Raw genomic sequence first — 22,562 nt, forward strand, 5'->3', positions numbered from 1 at the left:
AAATTCTTTGCCATGAATGCTGGTGTTGAACAGATGGAGTTTCAGGCTGAGGCGCGAGCGCTTCTGGATCTGATGGTCCACTCGGTCTACTCCAACAAGGACTCGTTTCTGCGGGAGTTGATCTCGAACGCCTCGGACGCGCTGGACAAGCTGCGGCTAGAGGCGTTCCGCGACAAGGACCTCGACCCTGATGGCACCGTCACCTCCGACCTGCATATCGAGATCGAGGTGGACAAGGGTGCACGCACGCTGACCATCCGTGACAACGGCATCGGGATGACCCGCGACGAGGTCATCGGGCTGATCGGCACCCTGGCCAAGTCGGGGACCGCCGAGCTGCGCCGACAGCTTCGGGAGGCTAAAAACCAGAAAGACTCGGCGGCCTCCGAAGAACTGATCGGCCAGTTCGGCATCGGTTTCTACTCGTCGTTCATGGTGGCCGACAAGGTCGAGCTGCTGACCCGCAAGGCCGGTGAGGGCCAGGCCACCCGGTGGGAGTCCACCGGCGAGGGGACCTACACCATCGAGTCGATCGAGGACGCGCCCCAGGGAACCGCCGTCACGTTGCACCTCAAGCCCGAGGACGCCGAAGACGAGCTGCACGACTACACCTCGGAGTGGAAGATCCGCAGCCTGGTCAAGCAGTACTCCGACTTCATCGCCTGGCCCATCCGGATGGAGGTCGAGCGACGCACGCCCCCCGCAGAAGAAGGCGGCGAGGAAGAGGGCAAGGAAAGCGTCACGATCGAGACCGAAACCCTGAACTCGATGAAGGCGCTGTGGGCCCGGCCCAAGGACGAAGTCTCCGACGAGGAGTACAAGGAGTTCTACAAGCACGTCGCGCACGCCTGGGACGATCCGCTCGAGGTCATCGTGATGAAGGCCGAGGGCACCTTCGAGTACCAGGCCCTGCTGTTTATCCCGTCGCACGCCCCGTTCGACCTGTTCCAGCGGGACGCCAAGATCGGGGTTCAGCTCTACGTCAAGCGCGTGTTCATCATGGGCGACTGCGACCAGCTGATGCCAGAGTACCTGCGTTTCGTCAAGGGCGTGGTCGACGCACAAGACTTGTCGCTCAACGTCTCTCGCGAGATCCTGCAGCAGGATCGACAGATCAACGCGATCCGCCGCCGGTTGACGAAAAAGGTGCTGTCCACGATCAAGGATCTGCAGACCGAACGGCCCGAGGACTATCGCACCTTCTGGACGCAGTTCGGCCGCGTTCTCAAAGAGGGTCTGCTCTCTGACGTCGACAACCAGGACACCCTGCTACAGATCTCGTCGTTTGCCTCCACGCACAGCGAGGAGGAGGCCACCACCCTCGCCCAATACGTCGAGCGGATGAAGGAGGGCCAGGAGCAAATCTTCTACGCCACCGGTGAGACGCGACAGCAAATCTTGAAGTCGCCGCACCTCGAGGCATTCAAGGCCAAGGGCTACGAGGTCCTGCTGCTCACCGACCCCGTCGACGAGGTCTGGGTGGGCACGGTGACGGAGTTCGACGGCAAACCGTTGCAGTCGGTGGCCAAGGGTGAGGTGGACCTGGACTCCGACGAGGACAAGAGCGACGCCGAACGCGAGGAGCAGCAGAGAGACTTCGCCGACCTGCTGACCTGGTTGAAGGAAACGCTGAACGAGCACGTCAAGGAGGTCCGGCTATCCAGCCGGTTGACCGAGTCGCCGGCCTGCCTGATCACCGACGCCTTCGGGATCAGCCCGGCACTCGCGCGTATCTACCAGGCCTCCGGGCAGAACATCCCTATTGGCAAGCGGATTCTGGAACTCAATCCGAGCCATCCGCTGATCACGGGCCTGCGCCAGGCGCACCAGGAGCGGCCCGACGATCCCGCCGTCACCGAGACCGCCGAATTGCTGTACGGGACGGCGTTGTTGGCCGAAGGAGGTGCGCTCGACGATCCGGCGAAATTCGCCGAACTACTCGCCAAGCAATTGACCCGCACCTTGTAAGCAGGCAAAACCCCGCAAGTTCGCGGCTGACTCGCGGTTGAAATGGGGTCGCAGCGGATAATTACTCCGCATGCCCACGTTTCGAGCTGTCGACCCGCACGGCGAGGTCATCGCGGCGAGGAATTTCGACAGCGCGGAGGCGGCACACGCTTGGTTTATCGGCATCGCCGATGGTTCTGAACTGGGCTGGCGCATGGAAGTCGACGACGCTGGATCTTGGGCGTTTTTCGACGACACCGGCGGTTTCACCGCGCCGGCGAGTCGTCTTCCCCGCCACGGCGACGACCTCGGCGAGCAACCCCACTGCCGCGGTTAGTCCGCCGCGGACAACCGCTTCGCGGCACCAGCCGTCCCGCGGCCGTCGATCAGGCGGACGGGGAATTCGTCGCCGGGTTCGGGCCATGGCTGACGCGCCAGCATGTCCTTGACGTTGACGTAGCCTTCTTCGATCACGCCGGCCTTGGCGTCGACGATGCGATACCACTGCCGCTGGGTCTGGATCGGCTGCCCTTCCAAGACGACCACTCGGACGTCGCCCTCATCGAAGTCGCAGCGCCGCTGCAAGGCCTCCAACAACTGTTCGTTGTGTAGGTGGCCCTCGCCGAAGTTCCAGCCGAGCAGTGGACCGGCGACAATCTCACCCTCGCGCATCCGATAGTCGGCCTCGTTGTCGATCGCACGGGGCAGCAGCCCGTTGAGCGCGCGGCCATGGGTGTGCATCGCCCGGAAGGCGGCGGCCTTGTCGATCGTGATCTCGGCGGTCGCCGCGCCGTAGAGCTTGGCCAGTTGGTTGACGGTCAGCGCGGAGCTCTTGACAACGTCGGCCTCGATCCTGTCCTCGGCGCCGGTGCGGAAGCACCACACGCTGGTGGCCCAGTTGCCGGCGTAATAGCGCATCGCGGGCAAGAATGAAAACTGTTGCGGGAAAAGGTTTCCCAGGATCGGCACCACGGCCAGGGCGACGACCAGGATGGTGAGCAGTAGCGGCGAGCGGATATCGGTTGCATGGATCCCGCCGTAGTGCCCAAACAAGTAGAACAGCGAGAAGATCAGAAACACGTTCCACTCCAACGGAACTCCCATCGGGAGGTTGGAAATGATATTGAGGTGGAAGATCACCATAAATCCGATCAAGAACCATGCCCAGCGATGACCGTCGGCGAAGAACACCAAAACGAGCGGCACCAGCAGCTCCGCCGTGGTGCCCCCGACATGGGCCATGATCTTGGGGATCCAGGAGGGACGGATGTCGTTGACCGCGTCGCGGTAGAGCCGGCGTTTGGCCCAATTGAACGTCTTGCTCCGCAGCAGCGGGTGATTGCTGGTCATCGCCGCAACGACATAGGGGAAGTGGTGGTTGAGCTTGGAAGTCGCCGCCCCCCACCACAGCGCCAGCATGACGATTTTGAAAGCGGCGATCTGGTCGGCGAATTCGAAGAAGAAGGCGAACATGGTCAGCCAGTAGTGCTCACCGCGAGCCGCGAGGAACACCGTCTTGTCGCGCAGCCCCAACAGCGCCAAGCTGACGATCGCCGGTACCAGCAGCATGGGGTCGAGCAGACCGACGTCGCCGTCGAGGGTCACCGGGCCGCCGCGCCCGGACGACAGCAGGGCCCAGGTGGCGGAACCCAGCACGATCGCGTACAGGGCTACGTCGACGATGCTGCGGGTATCGCCGCGCGTGAACGGGACGACACGCGGCCAGGGCGGCAATCGGATGGTGTTGGGGCGCAACCAAAAAAGAACGCCACCGATGGGCGGCCAGAACCTGGCAGTCAGCGGGCCCGAGCCGCAGCCCAAGCCGAGCACCTCGAACAGCAGCGTGAAGACGACGAGCTTCTGGTAGACGATCGGTTGGGTCCACCACGCGCCGATCTGACCCAGCCCGCCCAAGCCGGGGGTCAGCGAGATGACCGCTGCGGCACCGCCGGCATACGCCACCATCTTCAGCACGTACAAGAGGTAAATCGCATACGGGGTGCCGAAGCCGTGTTCCACCCAATGCCGAGTCACCACTTGCAGCCTCGCCGATCGCGGCAGCGTGGACCAGGTGTCGTGATCGACGTCTGGCAGGTCCGGCGTGATGAATCCCATGATGCCTCGTTCCGCGTTGAACCCAATAGGCGAGTACCAATGTATCGCCGTGCCGGGTTTGCTCGGGAGCATGGCCAGGATCCCTCCGCCACGCCGCGGCCGCGCTGACAACCAACATTGTCTGGTGATGAAGCAAGCAGCTCGCCCCTTCGTTTGTGCAGCGTCACGCCATAAGCTGGCGTGACGTGCGTGACCTGCATGACGTGGGGCCCCCGCGCGCTTAAGTGACGGGCGCAGGGAATCGGCACTGCCCCTTTACTCTCTGACGCGATAGTTGGTCAGCGGAAGGCAGGTATGAGTTCAACGACAGAACGTGTGATGCCCGTGCGCCGTCGCACACCGCTCAATCGTTCGCAGATCGCCGGGTTTTGGGGGGCCTGGACGGGCTGGACACTTGATGGGATGGATTCGTTCATCTACGCGCTCGTGCTCACGCCGGCACTGACGGAATTGCTGCCACGATCCGGCATCGCTGCGACGCCGGCCAACGTTGGGCTCGCGGGATCGATCCTGTTCGCGCTGTTCCTGGTGGGTTGGGGCCTTTCCTTCATTTGGGGTCCCATCGCCGACCGCTTCGGGCGGACCAAGGTGCTAGCCGCGACGATCTTCACCTTCGCGATTTTCACCGGGCTTTCGGCTACCGCCCACACCGTCTGGGAGCTCGCCACTTATCGGTTCATCGCCGGTGTGGGCATCGGTGGCGAGTGGGCCCTGGCGGGAACCTACGTGGCCGAAGCGTGGCCGGAGGACCGCCGCAAGATGGGCGCCGGATATTTGCAGACCGGCTACTACGCCGGCTTCTTCTTGGCTGCGGCGCTCAACTACACCATCGGTGTGCACTTCGGTTGGCGTGCAATGTTTTTGACCGGCGCTGTGCCTGTGGTTGTGGCGATCCTGATCTTGACGCGGGTTCGGGAAACCGAGAAGTGGGAGCGGGCCGAGGTTTCCGCCGCAGCCCAGACGAACCCGTTGCGGGAAATCTTCAGTGCCCGGTACCGACGCCGGACGTGGGTGGCGTGCATATTGGTCACGATCGCGATCGTGGGCCTGTGGGCAGGCACGGTCTACGAGCCGACGGCCGTGATTCAACTTGCGCAGCACGCCGGTCTGGGTAAAGCCGACTCGACGAAGATCGCGTCGTTCGCCACCGGTCTGCTGTCGATCGGGACGATCCTGGGATGTCTTGTGCTGCCGGTGATTGCCGAACGCATCGGCCGGCGAAAGACCGCGGCTATTTATTTCGCCGGCATGGCGGTATCGATTGCCGCCAGCTTCGGCTGGGCGTTCTACCAGCCCAACGGCCTGGCCCCGTTCATCGCCTGGCTGTTCGTGCTCGGCTTCTTCGGCGGTAACTTTGCGCTGTTTAGCCTCTGGTTGCCTGAGCAGTTCGAGACCCGGGTGCGGGCAACGGCATTCGCGTTCTGTACCTCGTTCGGGCGCTTCGTCGGTGCCGGTGTGAACTTCATCCTCGGCGCCGCCGTGCTGCACACGCATACCCTCGGGCTGCCCGTCGCCTTGACGTCGATCGTATTCCTGATCGGGCTGTTCATCATTCCCTTGGCGCCGGAGACGCACGGCGAACCGCTGCCCTCGTAGCAGCGGCATCGTTGTACCGGGCGGGCCAATCGGCAGTGAACGCATCCGAGGGCACCGCGGCCCCGGTGGTGGGCGTGACGCCCGTCCATTCGGCGATCGCGTCCTCTGCCCAATGTGCCCATCGAAGCACCCCTTGATACTGGGCCATCAGCAGCTTGCCCGTGATTGCCGCCACCGGCAAGCGGTTTGGGAAGGGGCCGCCGCTTGTTCTGTATTCCGTTGACCTGCTGATAATCTCGGCTAGCCGCGCTTCCGCATCGGCGCGAATTTCGCGCACGGTCGAGCGCAGCGCAGTCACGTCGCCAGCGTCGGCAAACGCCACCTTGATCATGGCTTCGGACTCAAAGCGCATCCCCGCGGAGGGCACGTTCAACCAGTCACGCAGTGCGGCGCGCCCCGCCTCGGTGATCTCGTAGACGGTGCTGCGCCGTTTACCGGTGAAGCTGGTTTTGGACACGGCCAATCCGGCCGAGACCAGCTTCTTGGGCTCCTCATAGATCATGCTGGCCGCCCGCGGCCAGAACCAGCTGAGGGTCCGCTCCATCTGTTGGGCGAGTTCATAAGTCGTAAACGGCTGGATCGAAAGCAATCCGAGTATGGCAAAGGACGTCGGCGTCAGCTGCTTACTGGGCATCGGTTGACAATACTCCAAATCGGACTACATTCAAGAATGCTCCGATCAGGAGCATGGGGAAGGGAAGTCGCTCATGCAGACCCGGTTGACCCGCGAATTCGGTGTCCGGTACCCGTTGGTCGGGGCAGGTATGGCATTTATTGCCCACGAGCACCTCGCGGCGGCGGTCACCAACGCCGGCGCACTCGGAGTGCTCGGCGCCTCGCCGGATCCCGCCGACAGTCTGGTCGTGATGGTCGAACGCTTGCGCACCTTGACATCTGGACCGTTCGGCGTCGACCTCATATGCGCCGAGACAGGTATGGGACCGGCCACGACGGATCAGCACATCGTCGAATGCATCCGGTTGGGCGTACCGCTGGTGGTGTTCCACCACGACCCGCCGCCGAGCCGATGGGTAGGCGCACTGCGCGCGGTGGGAATCCACGTGTGGATGCAGGCCTCGTCGCCGGAGATCGCTGCGACCGCAATCGGTTTAGGTGTCGACGGTATTGTCGCTCAAGGCAGTGAAGCCGGTGGCCATGCCCGCGGGCAGGTACCGCTGCACAGGTTACTAAGAACGATCCGCCAGCATTGGCCCGATCTACTGCTGCTCGGAGCGGGCGGCATCTCGGACGGTGCGGCGGTGGCGGCGGCGCTGCGAGCGGGCGCGGATGGCGTATGGGTCGGCACCGCACTGGTCGTCGCCAACGAAGCCAACGCCCACCCCGAGTACAAGCGTCGTCTTATTGATTCTTCCGGTAAGACCGTGCGCACCAAGCTATTCGGGCCCGAGTGGCCAAACCAGCCCTACCGGCTCCTCGCGACCCCCGCCGTGCTCGATGCCGAGGCGGCGGCGCGCCGGGGCGAAACCCAGCCGGGCGTGTCCATCGGCCGCACCCGGCTGTTCCCGCATTCGTCGAATATGCCGTACGAGTTGCCGGCCAGGTCGGCTTTGCCGCCGACAACCGATACCGAAGGCGACTGGGAGGCAATGGTTTACCCGGCCGGCCAGGGAGTGGGGTTGGTTCGGCGGATTGCCCCGGCGGCCGAGATCGTCGAGCAGATGATGAGTCAGGCGGGTGCCGTGCTCGGCAACGGCCGTCGCCGAGCCGATGTTGGGAAGGGGTAGCTCATGCCGACATTCAGCAGGGTGTCGCACATTTCCTTCTCAGTGCGCGATGCCGAGGCCAGCGCTCGATGGTGGACCGCACTGCTCGGGCTCACCGAGATCGACCGGGTGGCCGGTGACGGCTGGCGAGGCATCGTGCTGCTGCATCCCGGCACCCGCACCATCATCGAATTCCAGCAGCATGACGCGCATCAGGGTGAGTCGTTCGATCCACGGCGTACCGGATTGGATCACATGGCATTCAAAGTCGACGATCGCGCCGAGCTCGACGACTGGTTGGCTCGCTTCCGGCAACTCGGCGTCACCCATTCCCCGATCGCCGACCGGGAATACGGTGCGGTGCTGACATTCAAGGACCTCGATGGCATTCAATTCGAAATGTTTTTCAAAGCCGATCACCCGTGAGGTTCAGCGTTGACGATGCGGCGATGATCGCGTCGGCTGGTCAGTAGCCGATCGATGCCAAAAAGGAACCGCGCGGCTCCTGGTAGTGACCCAGGCTCATCAGATTCAAGATGTAGACGATCCGCAAGCCTTGGTCGAAACACCACCGCAGCAGCTCGGCATTGCGCAGCGGGACAAGGAACCCATTCCAACTGAACTTGTCGGCACTCGCAATCAACGCGATGAGATCGTCGTTGCTCACCGCAACCGAGTGGCCGGTAAACCCGACATCGGTGGTGTATCCGGTGATGCGGCCGTCACGTTCCACGACCTTGGCCGACCCCTGGCTAATGGCGTCGCGCACCTCACCGCTTCGGTCGTGGCCGTGGACTTGCAGACACAGCTTGTCGCACTCGGCTAGATCCGTGAGTTGTGCTCCCCGCACCTCGAAACCGTCGAACTGCTGCAAGACCGGTTCGCCCTGCATCGCTGCGAGCGGTTCACGCGTCTTGAAGCCAAGCTTGGTGTACAGGCTCATCGACCGGTTGTGATACGCCAGCTGGACCAGGCGCACTCCCCATGCCTTTCGCTGCGAGCTGCGGTCCAGCACGGCCTGCATCAGCAGGCGACCGATCCCGCGGTCCTGCACGTCGGACGCCACGCTGACCGGACCCACACTGAAGATTGCCGATCGTTCGTCAAGGAAGTTGCTGCCGACCAGTCGATCATCCGATTCGGCGACGATACTGAAGAATTCGGGGTGTGACTGAAGAGACGTGACCAGCTCATGTGCATGGGTTGCGGACGGGAAGTCCGACGGGAAGTTGTGCCGGGCCGCGATCGCGTTGAAGGCCTTGTAACAGATACGCGCACATTCGGCGGTATCCGTCTGCGTCATGGTACGTATGCGAGTCATCAAGTGTTCCTTATCCATCGCTGGCGCCAACGACGGATCCTACCTAGGTGACCTGTGGCTAAACACCCTGTGGCTGAGTGGCTTACCCTCCCACAAACGAGTCGGTGCCTCTCTAGCTGCCGGGCCCCAGCACGAAGCAGCGGCCAGTGCTGCTGTTGAGTAACACCTCTTGTACCACTGACTTGTCGATCGTCGGGAACTCGAAGCGGTGCGTCTGCTGGCCGGCCCCGATTGAGGCTTCCTGAGACTCGTCGGTGCCGTCCTTCTTGCGCACTGTCGCAGTGACTTTGTCGGGTTTCGACAGATTCTGCGGTTCGTGGAAGTACCAGATCTCGATCCCCGGTCCGCCTGAATTGGGTTGCCAGCCATCGGAATAGAAGCACGCGGGGTTGCCCTCGGCGTCCGGCGGGGGCGGGGCACAGATCGACAATCCGACGCAGTCCGGCGCGGCGCTGGTCGTCGCGGCCGGTGCCAGGGTCGTGCTCGGCGCCGGGCTGGGGCTGCGCGCCGAGCTGCCGATCGGGGACGCTGTCGAGCTCGAACTCGATGCGTTGGGATTCGACGCCGGGTGCGACCCGCACGAGGTTACGGTGATACAGCCCATTGCGATGACGGCCAACAATCGCGGTGCTCTCGACATCGGTGTCCTCTCCGCCTTGTCTTCACCCTTGCTGTTCGAGTCCTATTCGGGCCGCAGCGATTTGGTAGTTCCGTTCGCCGCAATGGGTTGCCCGGCTCAGGAGTGTTCGGCGATCCAGGTCGTGGTGAATCGCTGCACCGCGGGGATGCTCTCGGCCAGACTGGCGCCCAGGGACTTTTCGAGTTTGCCGCCAACCAACGGGATCTTGACCTCCACCTTGACGGCGAAGCGGAGCTGGGTGCCGTTGTCGATGGGCTCCAGCCAGGCTTCGGCGCGACCCGACCCCACCTTGGGAGACGTGGTGACGTTGACCTGGCCGCGCACTTGACCGTCACCGGCGGGCTTCCATGTCTCGCTGTGTACGAGCTTGAGGTCGGCGGGCGCGAACTTGGTGACCATGCTCGGCAGCAGGGCGCGGCCGACGTGCTGAGTGACCTGCACCGCTACCGCGCCGTCGGAGCCAACGGTCAACGAATCCAGCGTGGTCGACGCTTCCCCGATGGCGATGCGTGCCCGCCAGTAGTCTTCACTGCTGAACGCCGCATGGATTTGTTCCACACTGGCCGGTGATTCGGTCAGGACATCGAATGAGCGAGGCATAGCAACACATTCTTGCCGAAGTGGCAACGTCACGTCGGGGCATATCCCAAATGGCTTGGCCGGCAGGGCAACCGGCCGGGTGCCTATTGCTTGTCGACCTTGACGGCGATCTGCTTGGCGACGTTGACGGCCGCGTCCCCGGGATTCTTGCGGCACGCCTCGGTGTCGATCACCACGTTATTGCGGACGGTGAGCGCACGCTGGCAGCTCTGGGACATCGAGTCGCCGTCCTTGCTCAATGTCACGCTGACGCTGGTGCTCAAGATTCCGTTGGCGTTAGATACCGGACCGACCTTCCAATGGACGTTCGGGGCGTCCGCACCGCCGCCGGGAACGGTGTCGTCGCGGTTGGCGCACGCGGGCCAGCGCTGCGACGAGCTGTCGAAGAAGGCGCTCGCTTGCTGGGCGGACGGGAACAACACCACGAATTGGCTTACGTCGGGGTTTGGATCATTCGACTCCGGCGGAATGGGCGCAAGATCGCGCTCGCCGTGCACCGCGGTGTTTCCGCTGCCACCGTAAATGGGCGCCAAGGCCTCGCCGGTGATGTACAGGCACTCGGCGGGGAACGTGTATCCCTTCGGGAAGACCTCGGCGCTTTTGTCTTCTTGCAGGGCGTCGAACGTTTTGTCGGTCTTCGAACCGGTGACAGCGAGCACGCTGTCAACCTCGGGCGGCGTGAGCAGCAGGTTCGGTAGCGCGGCGGGTGCCAGGGGCGGTTTCGAGGTGGTGGTGGTCGTCGTCGACGACGCGGCGGTGCCGCCCTTGTCATCTCCTCCGCAGGCCGCGACCAATAGCCCGGCGGTGGTGACGGCGACGACGAGTGATAGCTGACGCATGGTTGAGTGCCCTTCCTATAGCGCCGACTCGACGAGCGTTCCGCGGACCCGCGCGTTTGCTCTGCACAGCGGTGTGCGGGAGGAGCATACGCCAGTACCGCGGGTCGCGGGCGCTTTGTGCAAAGCCCAATCCGCCCGCAAACCGGTCGCCGCATGCCCGCGGGCCGCTGCGCGCGCTCGCTATTGTTTGTCGACGTTGCTGGCGATTTGGTTGGCGATCTGGACTCCCACGGTGCCCGGGTCTGGGCGACAGCCAGCAACGTCGATCGCCACATTGTTGCGCACTGTCAGCGCTCGCTGACACGTCTGCGATCTGGTCTCGTCGTTTTTGCTCAGCCGCACGAACACGGTCGTGTTCAACACCCCGTCGACGTTGGAAACCGGCCCGACCTTCCACTCGATGCTGGCCGCGTCGGCGTTACCGCCGGGGACGTTGTCCTGCCGGTTGGCGCAAGCCGGCCACCGTTCGGCCGAGTGAGTGAAGAACGCGTTCGCTTCGGTGGCCGACGGGAACAGCACTACAAACTGATTTGCGTTGGGGCTCGGATCGGTCGGGTGAGCGGGAGGAACTGCGATCCGCTCGCCACGTACGGCCATACTCCCGCTGTTGCTGTACACCGGCGCGATGGCCGGACTCATGACGTACAGGCACTCCTCGGGGAACTTGTATCCCTTCGCGAATGCGCCGACGGTTTGGTCTTCCTGCAGTGTGTCGGACAATCTGTCAGTCCTCGACCCGGTCACCGCCAGTATCTTGTCGACCTGGACCGACGTGAGGAACAGGTTCGGCAGTGCGGCCGCGGGGACCGGCTGCTTGGTGGCAGTCGTGCTGGGCACCGTGGAGTAGGTGACGCCGGTGCCGCCCCCGTTGCTGTCGCACGCAGCGGTCAACGTCGTGACGGCAGTGGCTATGGCGATGGCGATGGGGACGATGGGGACGGCGTTGGCGAGGGGGGCGCCCGCAAGCTTGCCCATGGTGACGGACCTTCCTGCCGCACGGTGGTTTTTCGGAGCATATGACACGGCGGTGCGAGCACCGCGGCATTTGCGGGGGCGGTCGGTCTGGCTGTCAGACTGGGGTGTGCCCGAAATCAAGTTCACGTCGGTGGCGCCGATCGTGCCCGTCCGCAACTTGGACCTGGCGCTGGAGCGCTACCGCCGACTCGGATTCGACACCCGCGCCTACGCCGGACCCGAGCGGTACGGTTTCGTGGACCGGGGCCCGGTGTCGATGCATCTCACCGAGTGGGCCGAGCACGATCCGTTGCAGACCGCGGCCAGCGTGTACTTCTACGTCAGCGACGCCGACGCTCTCCACGCGGAATGGGCGGCGCTGAAAGAGCTCGACGGACGCCTCCTGGCGCCAGCTGACACTGCTTATGGTTTAAGGGAATTCGCCTACATCGACCCCGACGGCACGCTACACCGCATCGGTTCGCGGCGAATCTGACCGCACAGCGTCGGCCGGGCCGTCGATGGCCTGGCTGTGTGCCAGTGCCACCACCGCCGCCGCCATCACCGCGACAGACAGAGCCAGCGCAACCATGCCGAGATGGTCGGTGTTCAGCGTCTCGCCGAGGACCGCGATACCGAGCACTGACCCGACGAGCGGCTCGGCGATCGTCACGGCGGGAAGGGATGCGGTCAGTGGGCCGGCTCGAAACGCAGACTGCTCCCTGGCGGTCGCGGCGATCGCCAGGAGCACCCAAACGTACAGTTCTGGTGTCTTCAGCAGTTGCGGGATGCCGTGGCCGAGCTGATCGACCACACCTTTGGTGAGCACCGAAAACAGACCCCACAACGTGCCCGACATGAGCCCCTGCAGCAACGCGCTGCGCCACCCCGAGGTCAGGCGCGAACCGATCAGGCACAGCAATAGGACCGGCCCCAGCACCGACGCCACGATGGCCCACGTCTTGACCGACCCGCGTGCCGTTCCCGCCTGCGGATTGCCAACCGTGACCACCGCCGTGACGGCCGTGGCGAGCAGGAGGGCCCAAATCGCTTGCCCGCGCGATATTTTGCGGTGGTTGGTGATACTGCTGATGAGCAACGCGAACAGTAGCGAAGTCACCGACAACGCCTGCACGAGGACCACGGAGCCCAGGCCGAGGGCCGCCGCCTGCAGCCCGAATCCGCCAGCGGCCACGAGAGTGCCCAACCACCACCGCGGGTCGCGAAGCAGCCGCACGAATAGGGCGGGGGTGCTGACCGATTTGTCGGTGACCTGCTGGGCGGATCGTTGTTCGGCGACGTCGCCGATGCCGACCATCAGGGCGGCCGCCACGGCGAGCAGCGCCGCGATTCCGGTTGTTCCCATTGCGGCTCCGGCTAGCTGTCGCGCCTGATCTTGAGCGCCGTGGTGATCATCGGTATCTGCAGCGGCAGCCGGGCGAAGGAAAATATCCGCATCGGCCACGATTTGCTCCACCACAGCCGGCACATATTGATGTTCGCCGGGAACACGCTGACGTACAGCAGCACGGCCGCCAGCGCGGCCGACCGCCGCGTCCGTCGCGGCAGCAGCAAGGCGCCGATGGCGATCTCCGCAATACCGGACGCGTAGGTATAGAAGCGTTGATTGCCAGGCAGTTCGGCGGGGACTATCGCGTCGAATGGTTTGGGGGCCAGGAAGTGCACCGTGCCGATGCCGATCAACATTGCTGCAGAGCGGTATGCGGCGGCCTGTGTCGCCCGCGGGGGTATGGCGGATGTGGTGGTCATCCAGTCATTGTGCGCACATCAGCCGAATGTTCTAGACATGAGGTTCCCCGACGGCGTGAGCGTCGACGGGGTTGATCCGGTTGACGATCAGCGGGTCGGTCTTGGTGAACGGGAAGTCGGGCAGGTCGTCGATGTGGGTGTCGAACGTGGCCGCCAGCACTTTGCGCGAGTATGCGCTGATCGACGTCCGGTAACCGATATCGGCGGGGGTGGGCTGGTCGAAGAAAATGCAGAAGTGCATCTCGGGAGCATCGAACACCTCGATGTGGTGGGGATAGGCGCGCGGGATGAAGTACACGTCGCCCTGGCGCAGGTACCAGGTGTCCAGCTCGCCGCCGGGGTTCATCACGGTCATCCGCGCCGCGCCCTTGTTGACGTATCCCATCTCTGCGGTGATCGGATGCCAGTGCGGCTCGCGCATCCCATCCTCGCGAATGCGCAACGAGTACATCGACAGGTCCTTCAGCGCCGGCCAGTACTGCACTCGTGCGGTGCGCGCCGAGCCGACCGCATTGCTGACAGGCGGCGTCATCGCGTCGACGGAGAACTTGTGCGGGTCGTCGAAGTAAGCGGTTGCCGGCACGTCGGGGTCGCCGTCGCGGGCGGCCAACGCGCGGTCGACGGTGCTGCGCCGCATGGCGGCGAAGTCCGAGGCCGGCAGGTCATAGGTGTTGCCCAGCACCGCGTCGGTCATTGCTCCGAATGCGGCGCCCAGCCCGAAGTCCTCGGGACGCTCACTGCGGAAGGTAATGACGAATTCGGCTGTCTCCGTTCCAATGTTCTCGATGTGGTGCAGGGAGCCGGAGTCGATGTGGAACATCTCGCCCGCGCGGACCACGAAGGAAGCGAATCGGCTCCCGGTGTCGAGCACTGAGACCAGAGCGGTACCCGAAACGCAATAGGTTAATTCGTTGGCGTTGGCATGCCAGTGCGGGGTGCGCATCGCGCCGGGGTTGACGAGCAGCCGTTTGATCGACATCCCCTTCAGGATGGGGAAGACGTCGGCGGTCAGCCGTGTGATCGAACCCAGATGGGACTCCTCGACCAGCTCACCTTCGGTCAACGAGGCGACGTGTTTGCTTAACTGCGTGGACATCTCAACCTCCTGAACAGCTTCGGATCGCCGATCCGAGTGGGTCACCACCATTACGATGCCGCGCGGCAGACGGCGCCGTCCAACGCTGCTTTTCGATCTGATGATCAACGATGCTTATCGAATGCGGCCGAGGCGGGGCAGGTGGCGAGGATCTCGATCTCCACTTCATCGATCGACCGCGGCTTGTTCAGTCGCCAGACCAGCGCACCGTTCGTCCGCGGGTGGCCGCCGAATTAGCCGAATCGCTTAATTGTTAGGGCCGTCACACCGCCCGGCTTACCAAATTTAGACCGTTACTATTGCCTATACAGTATTTGATACGATTCGCGTCGTCTGACCGCCCACTGCAGCGAGGTTGAGAACATGGGTACACCCGTCATCGTCGGAGCTGTCCGGACGGCCATCGGCCGCTCGTTCAAAGGCACCCTGGTCAACACGCCGCCCGAGACGCTGATCACCGCGGTGCTGCCGGAAGTGGTCCGCCGCTCGGGGGTCGACCCGTCGGCCATCGATGACATCATCTTCGCCGAATCCCATTACGGCGGCGGTGATTTGGCACGCTACGCGGCCACCGCCACCGGCCTGGAGCAGGTACCCGGCCAGTCGGTCAACCGGCACTGCGCGGGCAGCCTGACCGCCATCGGCAACGCCGCCGCGCAGATCGGCTCCGGGATGGAGCGCGTACTGATCGCCGGCGGTGTGCAGTCGTTGTCGATGACGCCGCTGACGAATTGGCGCATCCCGGGCCCCGAGCTGAAGTTCGAGGAGCGTTGGATGCCGCCGACCCACGTCGAGACGCCGGATGCACCCGCCAAGGACATGTCGATCACGGTCGGCTGGAACACCGCGCAGTCGGTCGGAATCACGCGTGAGGAGATGGACGCCTGGGCGGCGCGTTCCCATCAGCGTGCCGTAGCGGCGCAGGACGCCGGCAAATTCGTCGACGAGATCCTGCCGCTGAAGATCACTCAGGTGGATGGCTCGGTCACCGAGTTCGCCGTCGACGAGCACCCGCGTCGTGACACTACCGTCGAGAAGCTCGCCGGCCTCAAGGTCTTGCACCCAGAGATCGAGGGTTTCTCGATCACGGCCGGAAACAGCAGCGGCACCAACGATGCCGCGGCGGCCGTCGCGCTGGTCGACAGTGACTACGCGCGAGCCGAGAAGCTGAACGTGATGGGCACGGTCAAGGCGTGGGCCGCCGCGGGCGTGCCGGCGCGAGACTGCGGGCTGGGTGCGGTCAAGGTGATCGGCAAGGTGCTGGATCGCGCCGGACTGTCACCGGGCGACGTCGCCCTCTGGGAGATCAACGAGGCATTCGCGTCGGTGCCGATCGCGGCGTGCCGTCAGTACGGCCTCGACGAGGAGAAGGTGAACTTTTCCGGCAGCGGCTGCAGTCTTGGTCACCCCATCGCGGCCTCGGGTGCGCGCATGGTCACCACGCTGGTCTACGAGCTGGCCCGGCGTGGCGGCGGCGTCGGTGTCGCGGCGATGTGCGCCGGAGGTGGCCAGGGCGGCGCCGTCGTCGTCGAGGTCTGACGGCCCTAGTTGCAAAACGTATAACCGATGAATTCGGTCTGGCGGGTGTCGCTGGGCGAATAGTTGACGAAGTGGACGGCCGGCATCCCGTTGTACTCGGTGTCGATCTGTTGCGCGTTCGGCGGCGGCGCGCCGTTAGGGAAGGCCAGAATCATGTCGCCGAAAATTCTCAGGCCACCCTGGCAGATGGCATCCTTGCGCGGCGCTTGCGGATTCCACGCGTGCACGACGACCGGCTCGGTGACCTGATACCCAGCCGCGCAGTTCGGATCGCACAACTTGAAGACTGCGGTTCCGGTCCCGTCAGCGCCCTGAGGTCCCCAGGAGCTCCATGACATGTCTTGCAGCGCAACGGCAACGCTCGCGCAGCCCAGCACATTGAGCTTCTTGGGTCGCTCCGTCGGTTGCACGGAGGGGTTGTAGCAGCCCGGAATAGCGTAGCTGTCCGGCGGTGGCTGGGTGGTGGGGGACGCCGACGTGCCGTGCCGACCACCGATGAGTTTCACCGCGACGAAGACCAGCGCACCAACCACCAGCAGGGCCACGACGATGACGATCACAGTGAGGCGCCCCCGCCGCGGCCCGCCCTCCGAGGAGACGTTGCCGCTCACGATCACCAGGTTAAGACACTGCCGAACAACCGAGGTGTGGTCACGGGCAAATTTGTGACACATTAAATTTGGTCAACGAGGCCAACATAGGGAAGTATTGAATTCTCGCGACGCGTTAGGAGCAACCGATGAGTGACCACGCACTGGCCGCCCGTTTGGCCACCGAAGCCGGGAAGTTGTTGCTCGGGGTCCGTGAGGAGTTCGCCGACGCCGAGGCGAGCGAGCGGAAAGCGGCGGGGGACAAGAGATCCCATGACTTTCTGATCGAGGCGCTAGCCGGCGAGCGACCCCGGGATGCCGTCCTGTCCGAGGAAGGTGCCGACGACCCGGTACGGCTGCGATCGGAGCGGGTGTGGATCGTTGACCCGCTCGACGGTACCCGGGAGTTCTCCGAGCTCGGCCGCGACGACTGGGCCGTGCACGTCGCGCTGTGGCAAGCCGGCGAGCTGATCGCCGGCGCGGTGGCATTGCCGGCCCAGCGAGTCACGTTGGCCACCCCGCGGGTGGACCCGCCGCCGGCCGCGCCGGCCAAGCCGCGCATCGTCGTGTCGCGCACCCGGCCACCGGCGATCGCGCTGGCGGTGCGCGACGCCCTGGACGGCACCCTGGTGGAAATGGGTTCCGCCGGAGCCAAGGTGGCATCGATCGTCCAGGGCCAGTCCGATGTCTACGTGCACGCCGGCGGGCAATTCGAGTGGGATTCGGCCGCCCCCGTGGCGGTGGCCCGCGCGGCGGGACTGCACACGTCGCGCATTGATGGATCGGTATTGCTATACAACCAGGCCGATCCCAAGCTGCCGGATCTGGTGGTGTGCCGTCCCGAGCTTGCCGAGGCGGTACTCGCTGTCACGCGCTGACTTGAGGGCTGCCTCACTGTAACCGGCTACGCGCCAGGTGATTCGGAGGTCCACAATGGTGCTTGATGATTGCGCCTCATGAGGCCCTGACTCATCCTCATGAGGGCGCAACAATCAGATATTACATCGAAAGTGGCGGTGCATTATCAAGGCTGGCGGACTGTGGCGCTCGCCACTTTTGAGTCGTAATGCCAAAATTGGGTCGGACCGGATGAGGTGTTTCAGTCGCACGTTGGGCCCCGACGAGGCGGTGGTGTTTGCACTACCGGACCGATCCAATGCCGCAACAAAGACCGCAACTCCGTGGTTGAACGGGGCGGATCCGGCGGCACCAATACCAGCGATTGGATCAGCCGAAGCAGGTACTCGACCAGATCGTCGAAATCTCTGTGACGGTAACCCAAGGCGGCCCAGTCGATCTCGGTGCTTTCCAGCAACACGCGTGAGCGTCGCACGGACTCGCCCAGGACCATCTGCCGGCTCATCGACCGGCTGTGGTCGGTCTCCAATAGCATCATCAACAAGGGTTCTTCCGGTAGGCGTTCGACGAGAAAAGCCACGGCCTCGACCAACAACTCCACCGGATCGTCAAAGTTCGCAGTGAGATCGGCGATCCGGGTGGTCCAGCCGCCGAGGGCGATATCGCTCGCAGCGCTCAGCAATTCCTCGAGCGAGGCGAAGTACCGATAGATGGTGGGCCGGGTGACCCCGAGATCGGCCGCAATCACCGACAGGCTGGTTTGCTGCGGTCCCCGCCATTCGATGCTGTGAATCGCCGCGTCCACTATGCGCTTGCGCGCTTCCTCGTCGTCAGCCGGTGGTGCTCCACCCCAACCTTTTCGGCCCATGACCGTCGGGACCTAACGAAGCCCTGCGCGGCGACGCGTGATCATACCGAGAGTTTAGTGTCAAAGTAAGTCGGGCGGCGTAGCACCTGAGTGCCAGCGAGGCGAAGAGTGGCGATGTTGCGGATCGACACCCACCATCATGCCTTCCTTTCGGAATATCGAAACCTGTTGCGCAAAGCGGGAATCGAAGAAGCCGGCGGACGTGAGGTAGCCGAGTGGAGCCCGAAGGGCTCAGCGCAGGCGATGTCCGAGCTGGCGGTGGGCTCCGACAGTTTCCGTGTCTGGGCACGGCGCCGGGCTAAGCGCTCACCGCCGGCGGGTTTCAGAGCAGGGGCTTCATCCAGGACAGCACGCGTTCGGCCAACTCCGGTCCGCTGTCCTCCTGAATGAAATGGCTCGCCCTGATGCGGGCATGCGGCTGGTCGGCGGCCCCGGGGACGTGCCTGATCAGCGGGCGGTCGGCCTGCCCCAAAATCGGATCGCGCGCGCCGAAGATAGCCAGGAACGGTTTTTCCCACTGGCCCAACGCGTCCCATGCCGCTCGATTGGCCGGAACGGCCGGGTCGTCCGGAGAGATTGGCACCAATTGCGGGAATGCCCGCGCCGCGGCCTGATACGTCTTGTTCGGAAACGGCGCGTCGTAGCCGGCGCGCACTTTGGGCGGAACCCGGCGGACGGTTCCGGCCGCGACGATGCGCCCCGCGGGCAGCACAGGGGAGTATCGCGCAAAAGCTCGCCACGCCAAGAATCCGGGCGAGGGCCGCTGCTGGGCGGTGGGCAGAAAGCCGTTTGCGACCACCACGCGCGCGATGCGGTCGCTCTGTTCGGCGGCGATGCGCAGACCGATCAGCGAGCCCCAGTCCTGGACGAACAGGGTGACGTCTCTCAGGCGGAGCCGCTCGAACCACGATGTCACCCACTCCACGTGCCGCAGGTAGCTGTAGTCCTCGATGCGGCTGGGTTTGTCCGAGCGCCCGAAACCAATCAGGTCCGGCGCAAGTACCCGGCTCCCGGCTTCAGCCAGCGGTGGGATCATCGTGCGGTAGAGGTAGCTCCAGGTGGGCTCGCCGTGCAGTAACACGATCGGCGGGCCGTCGGACGGTCCCTCGTCCAGGAAATGCATGCGGACAGGAGGGGAGTCGCTGGCTGCCACATCGATGTAATTCGCTACGAACGGATAGCCTTCCAAGTTTTCGAATCGGGAGTCCGGGGTTCGCAGCACATCCATATTCAGCTCCTCCGGTGGACGGGCACCTGTGAAGCCTCTCTCCGCAAGGCGCCTTTCGTCCAGTGCGAGATTCGTCGACAACAAGCCGGCAGGTCATTAAAGATAGCTAATTTGTGCTCTTACGTCGCGGGTTCGCAGCGAGTGCACGGCCCATGCGGGTGATCGCCTCGGTGAGAATGCCTTGGGAGGTGGCGAAGTTCAGCCGGACATAACCGGATCCGTTGGTGCCGAAAACGTGGCCGGAGCTCAGTGCGACGCGGGCCTGGTCGAGGAACCAGCGAGCCGGCCCGGACAGGTCGGACACCACCGCGAGACCGTCGGCGGCGTCTTCTTCGAAACCGAGTCGCCGGCAGTCGAGCCAGGCCAGGTAAGTGCCCTGCGGGTGTCGATAGGCGACTCCCGGAAGGTGTTGCGCCACCAGGTCACTCAGCAACACACGATTGGAATCCAGTCCCTGCAGCAGTGCGTCGAGCCAGTCGTCGGCGCTCCGGAACGCCTCCGCGTGCGCGATGACGCCGAGATGACTCGGCCCGTGACTGACCTCTTCGGGCAGGCGGTGCAGATCCACCGCCGCCGCGGGTCCGGCAATCGCCAGGGCGGCCTTGATGCCGGAAAGATTCCACGCCTTGGACGCCGACATCAGCGCGAACGCGTCCTCGGCCCCAGGGACGCTGAGGTACGGGGTGAACCGCGATCCCGGCAACACCACGGGGGCGTGAATCTCGTCCGCCACCACTCGCACCCGAGACCGCCGCGCGCGCTCGGCGACGCCGCGCAATTCCGCTGCGGTGTGCACCGTTCCCGTCGGGTTATGCGGATTGCACAGCAAGTAGGCGACCCGTCGGCTCGACGCGCGGGCGCGGACGAACGTTTCCTCCAACGCGTCCAGCGCGATTCTTCCCTCGGCGTCGAGCGGCGCCTCCACGATCCGGCGCCCGGAGTGCGTGACGAACGCGTAGAACGGCGCGTATACCGGCGGGTTGACGACGACCGCGTCGCCGGCCTCGGTGATAAGACGCAAGACCTCGACGATGCCGAGCATGACGTCGGGAACGATTGCGGTGCGACTTACTTCGACGTCGTGCCATTGCCAACGGCGGGAAGCGAATTCGCTGACCGCCTCGGCGAGCGCGGTGCCTGACGGATAGCCGGTGTCGCCGATGTCGATCGCGGCCCGCAGTGCCTCGGCGACGGTGGGCGGCAGGTTGACGTCCATCTCGGCGACCCACAACGGCAACACATCGGCGGGATGCGCGCGCCACTTCATGCTGGTGCGGCGCCGCAGCTGTGGCAGAGTCAGTTCATCGAGGGGATTAACCGTCACGCCCGCAGAGTAGCCGGGGCGACCTACCCGCCGACAAACGCATTTTGCGGGATCGTCAGGGGCAGGTCGACCGAGCTCAACAGCCCGGGCGGCGCAGCAACGACATACGGCACCGCGTTGACGACGCGCATCGCGGTGGCGACCATCGCGCCCGCTCCGGACGTCATGCCCCCGACGCCGGCCCGCTGCGGATCCTTCAGCGTGGCCGCCAGCGTGCAGTCGATGTCGGGATCGCCACTGATCAGTATCCGGTAGGACAGATCGCCGATGCCGGTCGGCCAGTCCGGGGCGACGTCATGCGCGAGCCGGGTGACGTGCTCGATGACGATGGCTTCGCGGCCGTCAACCACGCCCGTCGCCCGCATGCGCAGCGCTCCGCAGCTGCCGGCCTCGACGGTACCCATCGCGACCTCGAGCGTCCGGTTGGTGACCGCGCGGTCGAAGAATTCGCGCACCTCCTGGACTTCGACGCCCAGCGCGTCGCCGATCAGCCGAATCTGGCCCTGCCATTCACCGGCGATCGCCCCCGGGAAGCCGATCCATGGTTGATAGTCGAGCGGCCGGCCGAAACCCAATGCGTCACTCATGATGTCGGGCACACCGTAGTCGTCGTACAGGCCGATCTCGTAGGCGTGAATCTTCTCGATCGTCGAGGACTGGGTGGACAGCACCAGCGGCAGGTAGTCGGCGGCGAAGCCCGGCTCGATCCCGGACGCCTACAGCGACACCTGACCCTGCTTGGCCGCGGCGGCGAGTTGGTCGCGCCACTGCGCGGGTTCGTAGGCGTAGGGATTGACCAGTCGGGTGGTGCTGGTCGTCACGACGTTGATACCGGCTTCCAGCAGCCGGACGTAATCGGGGATGGCCAGGGCGTCGCGTTCCGGCCCACTGGCGGCATAGACCACGCAGTCCGGCTTGAGGGCGATCAGCGCGTCGGCGTCGTTGGTGGCTTGCAGGCCGATCGGCTCACCGTTGGCCAGCTCCCCGGCGTCCTTGCCGTCCTTGTCCGGGGAGTGCACCCACACCCCGGCCAGCTCCAGATTGGGGCGGCGGTGGATGGCGCGGATGGCGATCGAACCGATGCCACCGGTTGCCCATACCACTACGCGATGCGTTGTCATCGTGGCTCTCCTCCGTCGCCGACGTGATGAAAGCTGAGGCGGCCGTTGCCGTTACGTGTGAAGTCGCCCAACGTTCGATTCGGAAGCTACAACCGCGGGGGCGCCCGGTCAAGGGTTTAAGAAAGTAAGCACTATCCTCGTGAACAAATTTTAGGTTAGTTTCGCGTTGCCACTCAGGACGGGGCACCTTGGCAGGACCCCGAGGTCGGGCGGCGCGGTAACCGGCGGCGCCGGACTGGCATACGTCGGCATCCGCGGCCACGTACCGGGTCGACATCGAGCGCGATCGCGACATCCATTGCGAGGTGACCCTCGGCGCGGCGGTGGGCCACGCGGCCCGTCGAGTGCCGCGATGACCTGCACGAGCTCACCGGACATTCCGACCACCCTGCCGCGTTACGTGTTTGACCGGAGGTGTAACGTACGCCGCAA

22 protein-coding genes and 1 pseudogene are annotated in these 22,562 nt (G+C 64.5%); 8 read left to right on the forward strand and 15 right to left on the reverse strand.

What is annotated here, in order from left to right; translation table 11 throughout:
• Positions 1-12: 12 nt before the first annotated feature.
• Together htpG and G6N33_RS22020 are read left to right on the forward strand one after the other, a co-directional pair.
• Positions 13-1,968 carry a molecular chaperone HtpG gene (gene htpG / locus G6N33_RS22015; protein WP_044506769.1) on the forward strand — a complete coding sequence of 652 codons (1,956 nt, stop codon included), beginning with the start codon at positions 13-15 and terminating at the stop codon, positions 1,966-1,968.
• A gap of 70 nt (positions 1,969-2,038) precedes the next feature.
• Positions 2,039-2,284, forward strand: coding sequence for a hypothetical protein (locus G6N33_RS22020; RefSeq protein WP_044506768.1), 246 nt, complete (start codon positions 2,039-2,041; stop codon positions 2,282-2,284).
• Here G6N33_RS22020 and G6N33_RS22025 read toward each other — a convergent pair.
• Positions 2,281-4,062 carry a DUF3556 domain-containing protein gene (locus tag G6N33_RS22025; RefSeq protein WP_044506766.1) on the reverse strand — a complete coding sequence of 594 codons (1,782 nt, stop codon included), beginning with the start codon at positions 4,060-4,062 and terminating at the stop codon, positions 2,281-2,283. The genes G6N33_RS22020 and G6N33_RS22025 overlap by 4 nt on opposite strands.
• 402 nt (positions 4,063-4,464) lie before the next feature.
• On the opposite strand from G6N33_RS22025, the gene G6N33_RS22030 reads away from it, so the two are divergent.
• On the forward strand, positions 4,465-5,658 hold the full coding sequence (locus tag G6N33_RS22030) for an MFS transporter (protein WP_196806373.1): 1,194 nt from the start codon (positions 4,465-4,467) through the stop codon (positions 5,656-5,658).
• Here G6N33_RS22030 and G6N33_RS22035 read toward each other — a convergent pair.
• Positions 5,612-6,247, reverse strand: coding sequence for a PadR family transcriptional regulator (locus G6N33_RS22035; RefSeq protein ID WP_163771614.1), 636 nt, complete (start codon positions 6,245-6,247; stop codon positions 5,612-5,614). The two genes, G6N33_RS22030 and G6N33_RS22035, sit on opposite strands and share 47 nt — an antisense overlap.
• Before the next feature lie 118 nt (positions 6,248-6,365).
• On the opposite strand from G6N33_RS22035, the gene G6N33_RS22040 reads away from it, so the two are divergent.
• Both G6N33_RS22040 and G6N33_RS22045 read left to right on the forward strand, forming a co-directional pair.
• Complete coding sequence (locus tag G6N33_RS22040) at positions 6,366-7,403, forward strand: NAD(P)H-dependent flavin oxidoreductase (protein ID WP_049918961.1); 1,038 nt, start codon at positions 6,366-6,368, stop codon at positions 7,401-7,403.
• A 3-nt stretch (positions 7,404-7,406) separates the two neighbouring features.
• Positions 7,407-7,808: a VOC family protein gene (locus G6N33_RS22045; RefSeq protein WP_044506764.1), complete on the forward strand. Its 402-nt coding sequence runs from the start codon at positions 7,407-7,409 to the stop codon at positions 7,806-7,808.
• A 40-nt stretch (positions 7,809-7,848) separates the two neighbouring features.
• Here G6N33_RS22045 and G6N33_RS22050 read toward each other — a convergent pair whose 3' ends face one another.
• The 5 genes from G6N33_RS22050 to G6N33_RS22070 all read right to left on the reverse strand — a co-directional run bounded on the left by G6N33_RS22050 (position 7,849) and on the right by G6N33_RS22070 (position 11,757).
• Complete coding sequence (locus G6N33_RS22050; protein WP_049919328.1) at positions 7,849-8,703, reverse strand: GNAT family N-acetyltransferase; 855 nt, start codon at positions 8,701-8,703, stop codon at positions 7,849-7,851.
• 112 nt (positions 8,704-8,815) lie between these two features.
• On the reverse strand, positions 8,816-9,343 hold the full coding sequence (locus G6N33_RS22055; RefSeq protein ID WP_044506762.1) for a hypothetical protein: 528 nt from the start codon (positions 9,341-9,343) through the stop codon (positions 8,816-8,818).
• 96 nt (positions 9,344-9,439) lie between these two features.
• A complete protein-coding gene (locus tag G6N33_RS22060; RefSeq protein ID WP_044506761.1) occupies positions 9,440-9,943 on the reverse strand; it encodes a DUF2505 domain-containing protein in 504 nt (167 codons plus the stop codon).
• Positions 9,944-10,026: 83 nt separating this feature from the next.
• Complete coding sequence (locus G6N33_RS22065; protein WP_044506759.1) at positions 10,027-10,782, reverse strand: sensor domain-containing protein; 756 nt, start codon at positions 10,780-10,782, stop codon at positions 10,027-10,029.
• 180 nt (positions 10,783-10,962) lie between these two features.
• A complete protein-coding gene (locus tag G6N33_RS22070) occupies positions 10,963-11,757 on the reverse strand; it encodes a sensor domain-containing protein (protein WP_049918960.1) in 795 nt (264 codons plus the stop codon).
• Positions 11,758-11,872: 115 nt separating this feature from the next.
• Between G6N33_RS22070 and G6N33_RS22075 the strand changes: the two genes are divergently transcribed.
• Positions 11,873-12,232, forward strand: coding sequence for a bleomycin resistance protein (locus G6N33_RS22075; RefSeq protein ID WP_101528308.1), 360 nt, complete (start codon positions 11,873-11,875; stop codon positions 12,230-12,232).
• On the opposite strand, the gene G6N33_RS22080 is transcribed toward G6N33_RS22075, so the two are convergent.
• From G6N33_RS22080 to G6N33_RS22090, 3 genes are read right to left on the reverse strand one after another with little or no spacing between them, the layout of a single operon-like run.
• A complete protein-coding gene (locus G6N33_RS22080; RefSeq protein WP_044506757.1) occupies positions 12,203-13,102 on the reverse strand; it encodes a DMT family transporter in 900 nt (299 codons plus the stop codon). The genes G6N33_RS22075 and G6N33_RS22080 overlap by 30 nt on opposite strands.
• An 11-nt stretch (positions 13,103-13,113) precedes the next feature.
• Entirely contained in the window at positions 13,114-13,506 is a 393-nt protein-coding gene (locus G6N33_RS22085; protein ID WP_044506755.1) for a DoxX family protein, read from the reverse strand.
• Positions 13,507-13,537: 31 nt separating this feature from the next.
• A complete protein-coding gene (locus G6N33_RS22090) occupies positions 13,538-14,602 on the reverse strand; it encodes a cupin domain-containing protein (protein WP_044512022.1) in 1,065 nt (354 codons plus the stop codon).
• Positions 14,603-14,965: 363 nt separating this feature from the next.
• Between G6N33_RS22090 and G6N33_RS22095 the strand changes: the two genes are divergently transcribed.
• Positions 14,966-16,141, forward strand: coding sequence for a thiolase family protein (locus tag G6N33_RS22095; RefSeq protein ID WP_044506754.1), 1,176 nt, complete (start codon positions 14,966-14,968; stop codon positions 16,139-16,141).
• 5 nt (positions 16,142-16,146) lie between these two features.
• Here G6N33_RS22095 and G6N33_RS22100 read toward each other — a convergent pair whose 3' ends face one another.
• Entirely contained in the window at positions 16,147-16,752 is a 606-nt protein-coding gene (locus tag G6N33_RS22100; RefSeq protein ID WP_408632740.1) for a hypothetical protein, read from the reverse strand.
• A 128-nt stretch (positions 16,753-16,880) separates the two neighbouring features.
• Here G6N33_RS22100 and G6N33_RS22105 point away from each other — a divergent pair, with 128 nt between their 5' ends.
• On the forward strand, positions 16,881-17,609 hold the full coding sequence (locus tag G6N33_RS22105) for a 3'(2'),5'-bisphosphate nucleotidase CysQ (RefSeq protein ID WP_101528298.1): 729 nt from the start codon (positions 16,881-16,883) through the stop codon (positions 17,607-17,609).
• A gap of 221 nt (positions 17,610-17,830) precedes the next feature.
• On the opposite strand, the gene G6N33_RS22110 is transcribed toward G6N33_RS22105, so the two are convergent.
• The 4 genes and pseudogenes from G6N33_RS22110 to G6N33_RS22125 form a co-directional block, all read right to left on the reverse strand.
• A complete protein-coding gene (locus tag G6N33_RS22110) occupies positions 17,831-18,457 on the reverse strand; it encodes a TetR/AcrR family transcriptional regulator (RefSeq protein WP_044506752.1) in 627 nt (208 codons plus the stop codon).
• 322 nt (positions 18,458-18,779) lie between these two features.
• Positions 18,780-19,685, reverse strand: coding sequence for a haloalkane dehalogenase (locus G6N33_RS22115; protein WP_044506751.1), 906 nt, complete (start codon positions 19,683-19,685; stop codon positions 18,780-18,782).
• A gap of 106 nt (positions 19,686-19,791) precedes the next feature.
• Positions 19,792-20,952: a MalY/PatB family protein gene (locus tag G6N33_RS22120; RefSeq protein WP_408632807.1), complete on the reverse strand. Its 1,161-nt coding sequence runs from the start codon at positions 20,950-20,952 to the stop codon at positions 19,792-19,794.
• 80 nt (positions 20,953-21,032) lie between these two features.
• Positions 21,033-22,130, reverse strand: a pseudogene (locus G6N33_RS22125) (NAD(P)H-dependent amine dehydrogenase family protein).
• Between the last annotated feature and the right edge of the window lie 432 nt (positions 22,131-22,562).

The sequence above is a fragment of the Mycobacterium simiae genome, assembly GCF_010727605.1.
GTDB classification, from domain to species: Bacteria; Actinomycetota; Actinomycetes; order Mycobacteriales; family Mycobacteriaceae; genus Mycobacterium; species Mycobacterium simiae.

Coding starts and splice junctions, on each gene's coding strand:
- htpG (WP_044506769.1), top strand. CDS start 13: ATGAATGCTGGTGTTGAACAGATGGAGTTTCAGGCTGAGGCGCGAGCG.
- G6N33_RS22055 (WP_044506762.1), bottom strand. CDS start 9,343: ATGTCGAGAGCACCGCGATTGTTGGCCGTCATCGCAATGGGCTGTATC.
- G6N33_RS22080 (WP_044506757.1), bottom strand. CDS start 13,102: ATGGGAACAACCGGAATCGCGGCGCTGCTCGCCGTGGCGGCCGCCCTG.
- G6N33_RS22095 (WP_044506754.1), top strand. CDS start 14,966: ATGGGTACACCCGTCATCGTCGGAGCTGTCCGGACGGCCATCGGCCGC.
- G6N33_RS22025 (WP_044506766.1), bottom strand. CDS start 4,062: ATGGGATTCATCACGCCGGACCTGCCAGACGTCGATCACGACACCTGG.
- G6N33_RS22090 (WP_044512022.1), bottom strand. CDS start 14,602: ATGTCCACGCAGTTAAGCAAACACGTCGCCTCGTTGACCGAAGGTGAG.
- G6N33_RS22060 (WP_044506761.1), bottom strand. CDS start 9,943: ATGCCTCGCTCATTCGATGTCCTGACCGAATCACCGGCCAGTGTGGAA.
- G6N33_RS22105 (WP_101528298.1), top strand. CDS start 16,881: ATGAGTGACCACGCACTGGCCGCCCGTTTGGCCACCGAAGCCGGGAAG.
- G6N33_RS22030 (WP_196806373.1), top strand. CDS start 4,465: ATGGATTCGTTCATCTACGCGCTCGTGCTCACGCCGGCACTGACGGAA.
- G6N33_RS22045 (WP_044506764.1), top strand. CDS start 7,407: ATGCCGACATTCAGCAGGGTGTCGCACATTTCCTTCTCAGTGCGCGAT.
- G6N33_RS22070 (WP_049918960.1), bottom strand. CDS start 11,757: ATGGGCAAGCTTGCGGGCGCCCCCCTCGCCAACGCCGTCCCCATCGTC.
- G6N33_RS22115 (WP_044506751.1), bottom strand. CDS start 19,685: ATGGATGTGCTGCGAACCCCGGACTCCCGATTCGAAAACTTGGAAGGC.
- G6N33_RS22110 (WP_044506752.1), bottom strand. CDS start 18,457: ATGGGCCGAAAAGGTTGGGGTGGAGCACCACCGGCTGACGACGAGGAA.
- G6N33_RS22085 (WP_044506755.1), bottom strand. CDS start 13,506: ATGACCACCACATCCGCCATACCCCCGCGGGCGACACAGGCCGCCGCA.
- G6N33_RS22050 (WP_049919328.1), bottom strand. CDS start 8,703: ATGACTCGCATACGTACCATGACGCAGACGGATACCGCCGAATGTGCG.
- G6N33_RS22040 (WP_049918961.1), top strand. CDS start 6,366: ATGCAGACCCGGTTGACCCGCGAATTCGGTGTCCGGTACCCGTTGGTC.
- G6N33_RS22065 (WP_044506759.1), bottom strand. CDS start 10,782: ATGCGTCAGCTATCACTCGTCGTCGCCGTCACCACCGCCGGGCTATTG.
- G6N33_RS22020 (WP_044506768.1), top strand. CDS start 2,039: ATGCCCACGTTTCGAGCTGTCGACCCGCACGGCGAGGTCATCGCGGCG.
- G6N33_RS22120 (WP_408632807.1), bottom strand. CDS start 20,952: ATGAAGTGGCGCGCGCATCCCGCCGATGTGTTGCCGTTGTGGGTCGCC.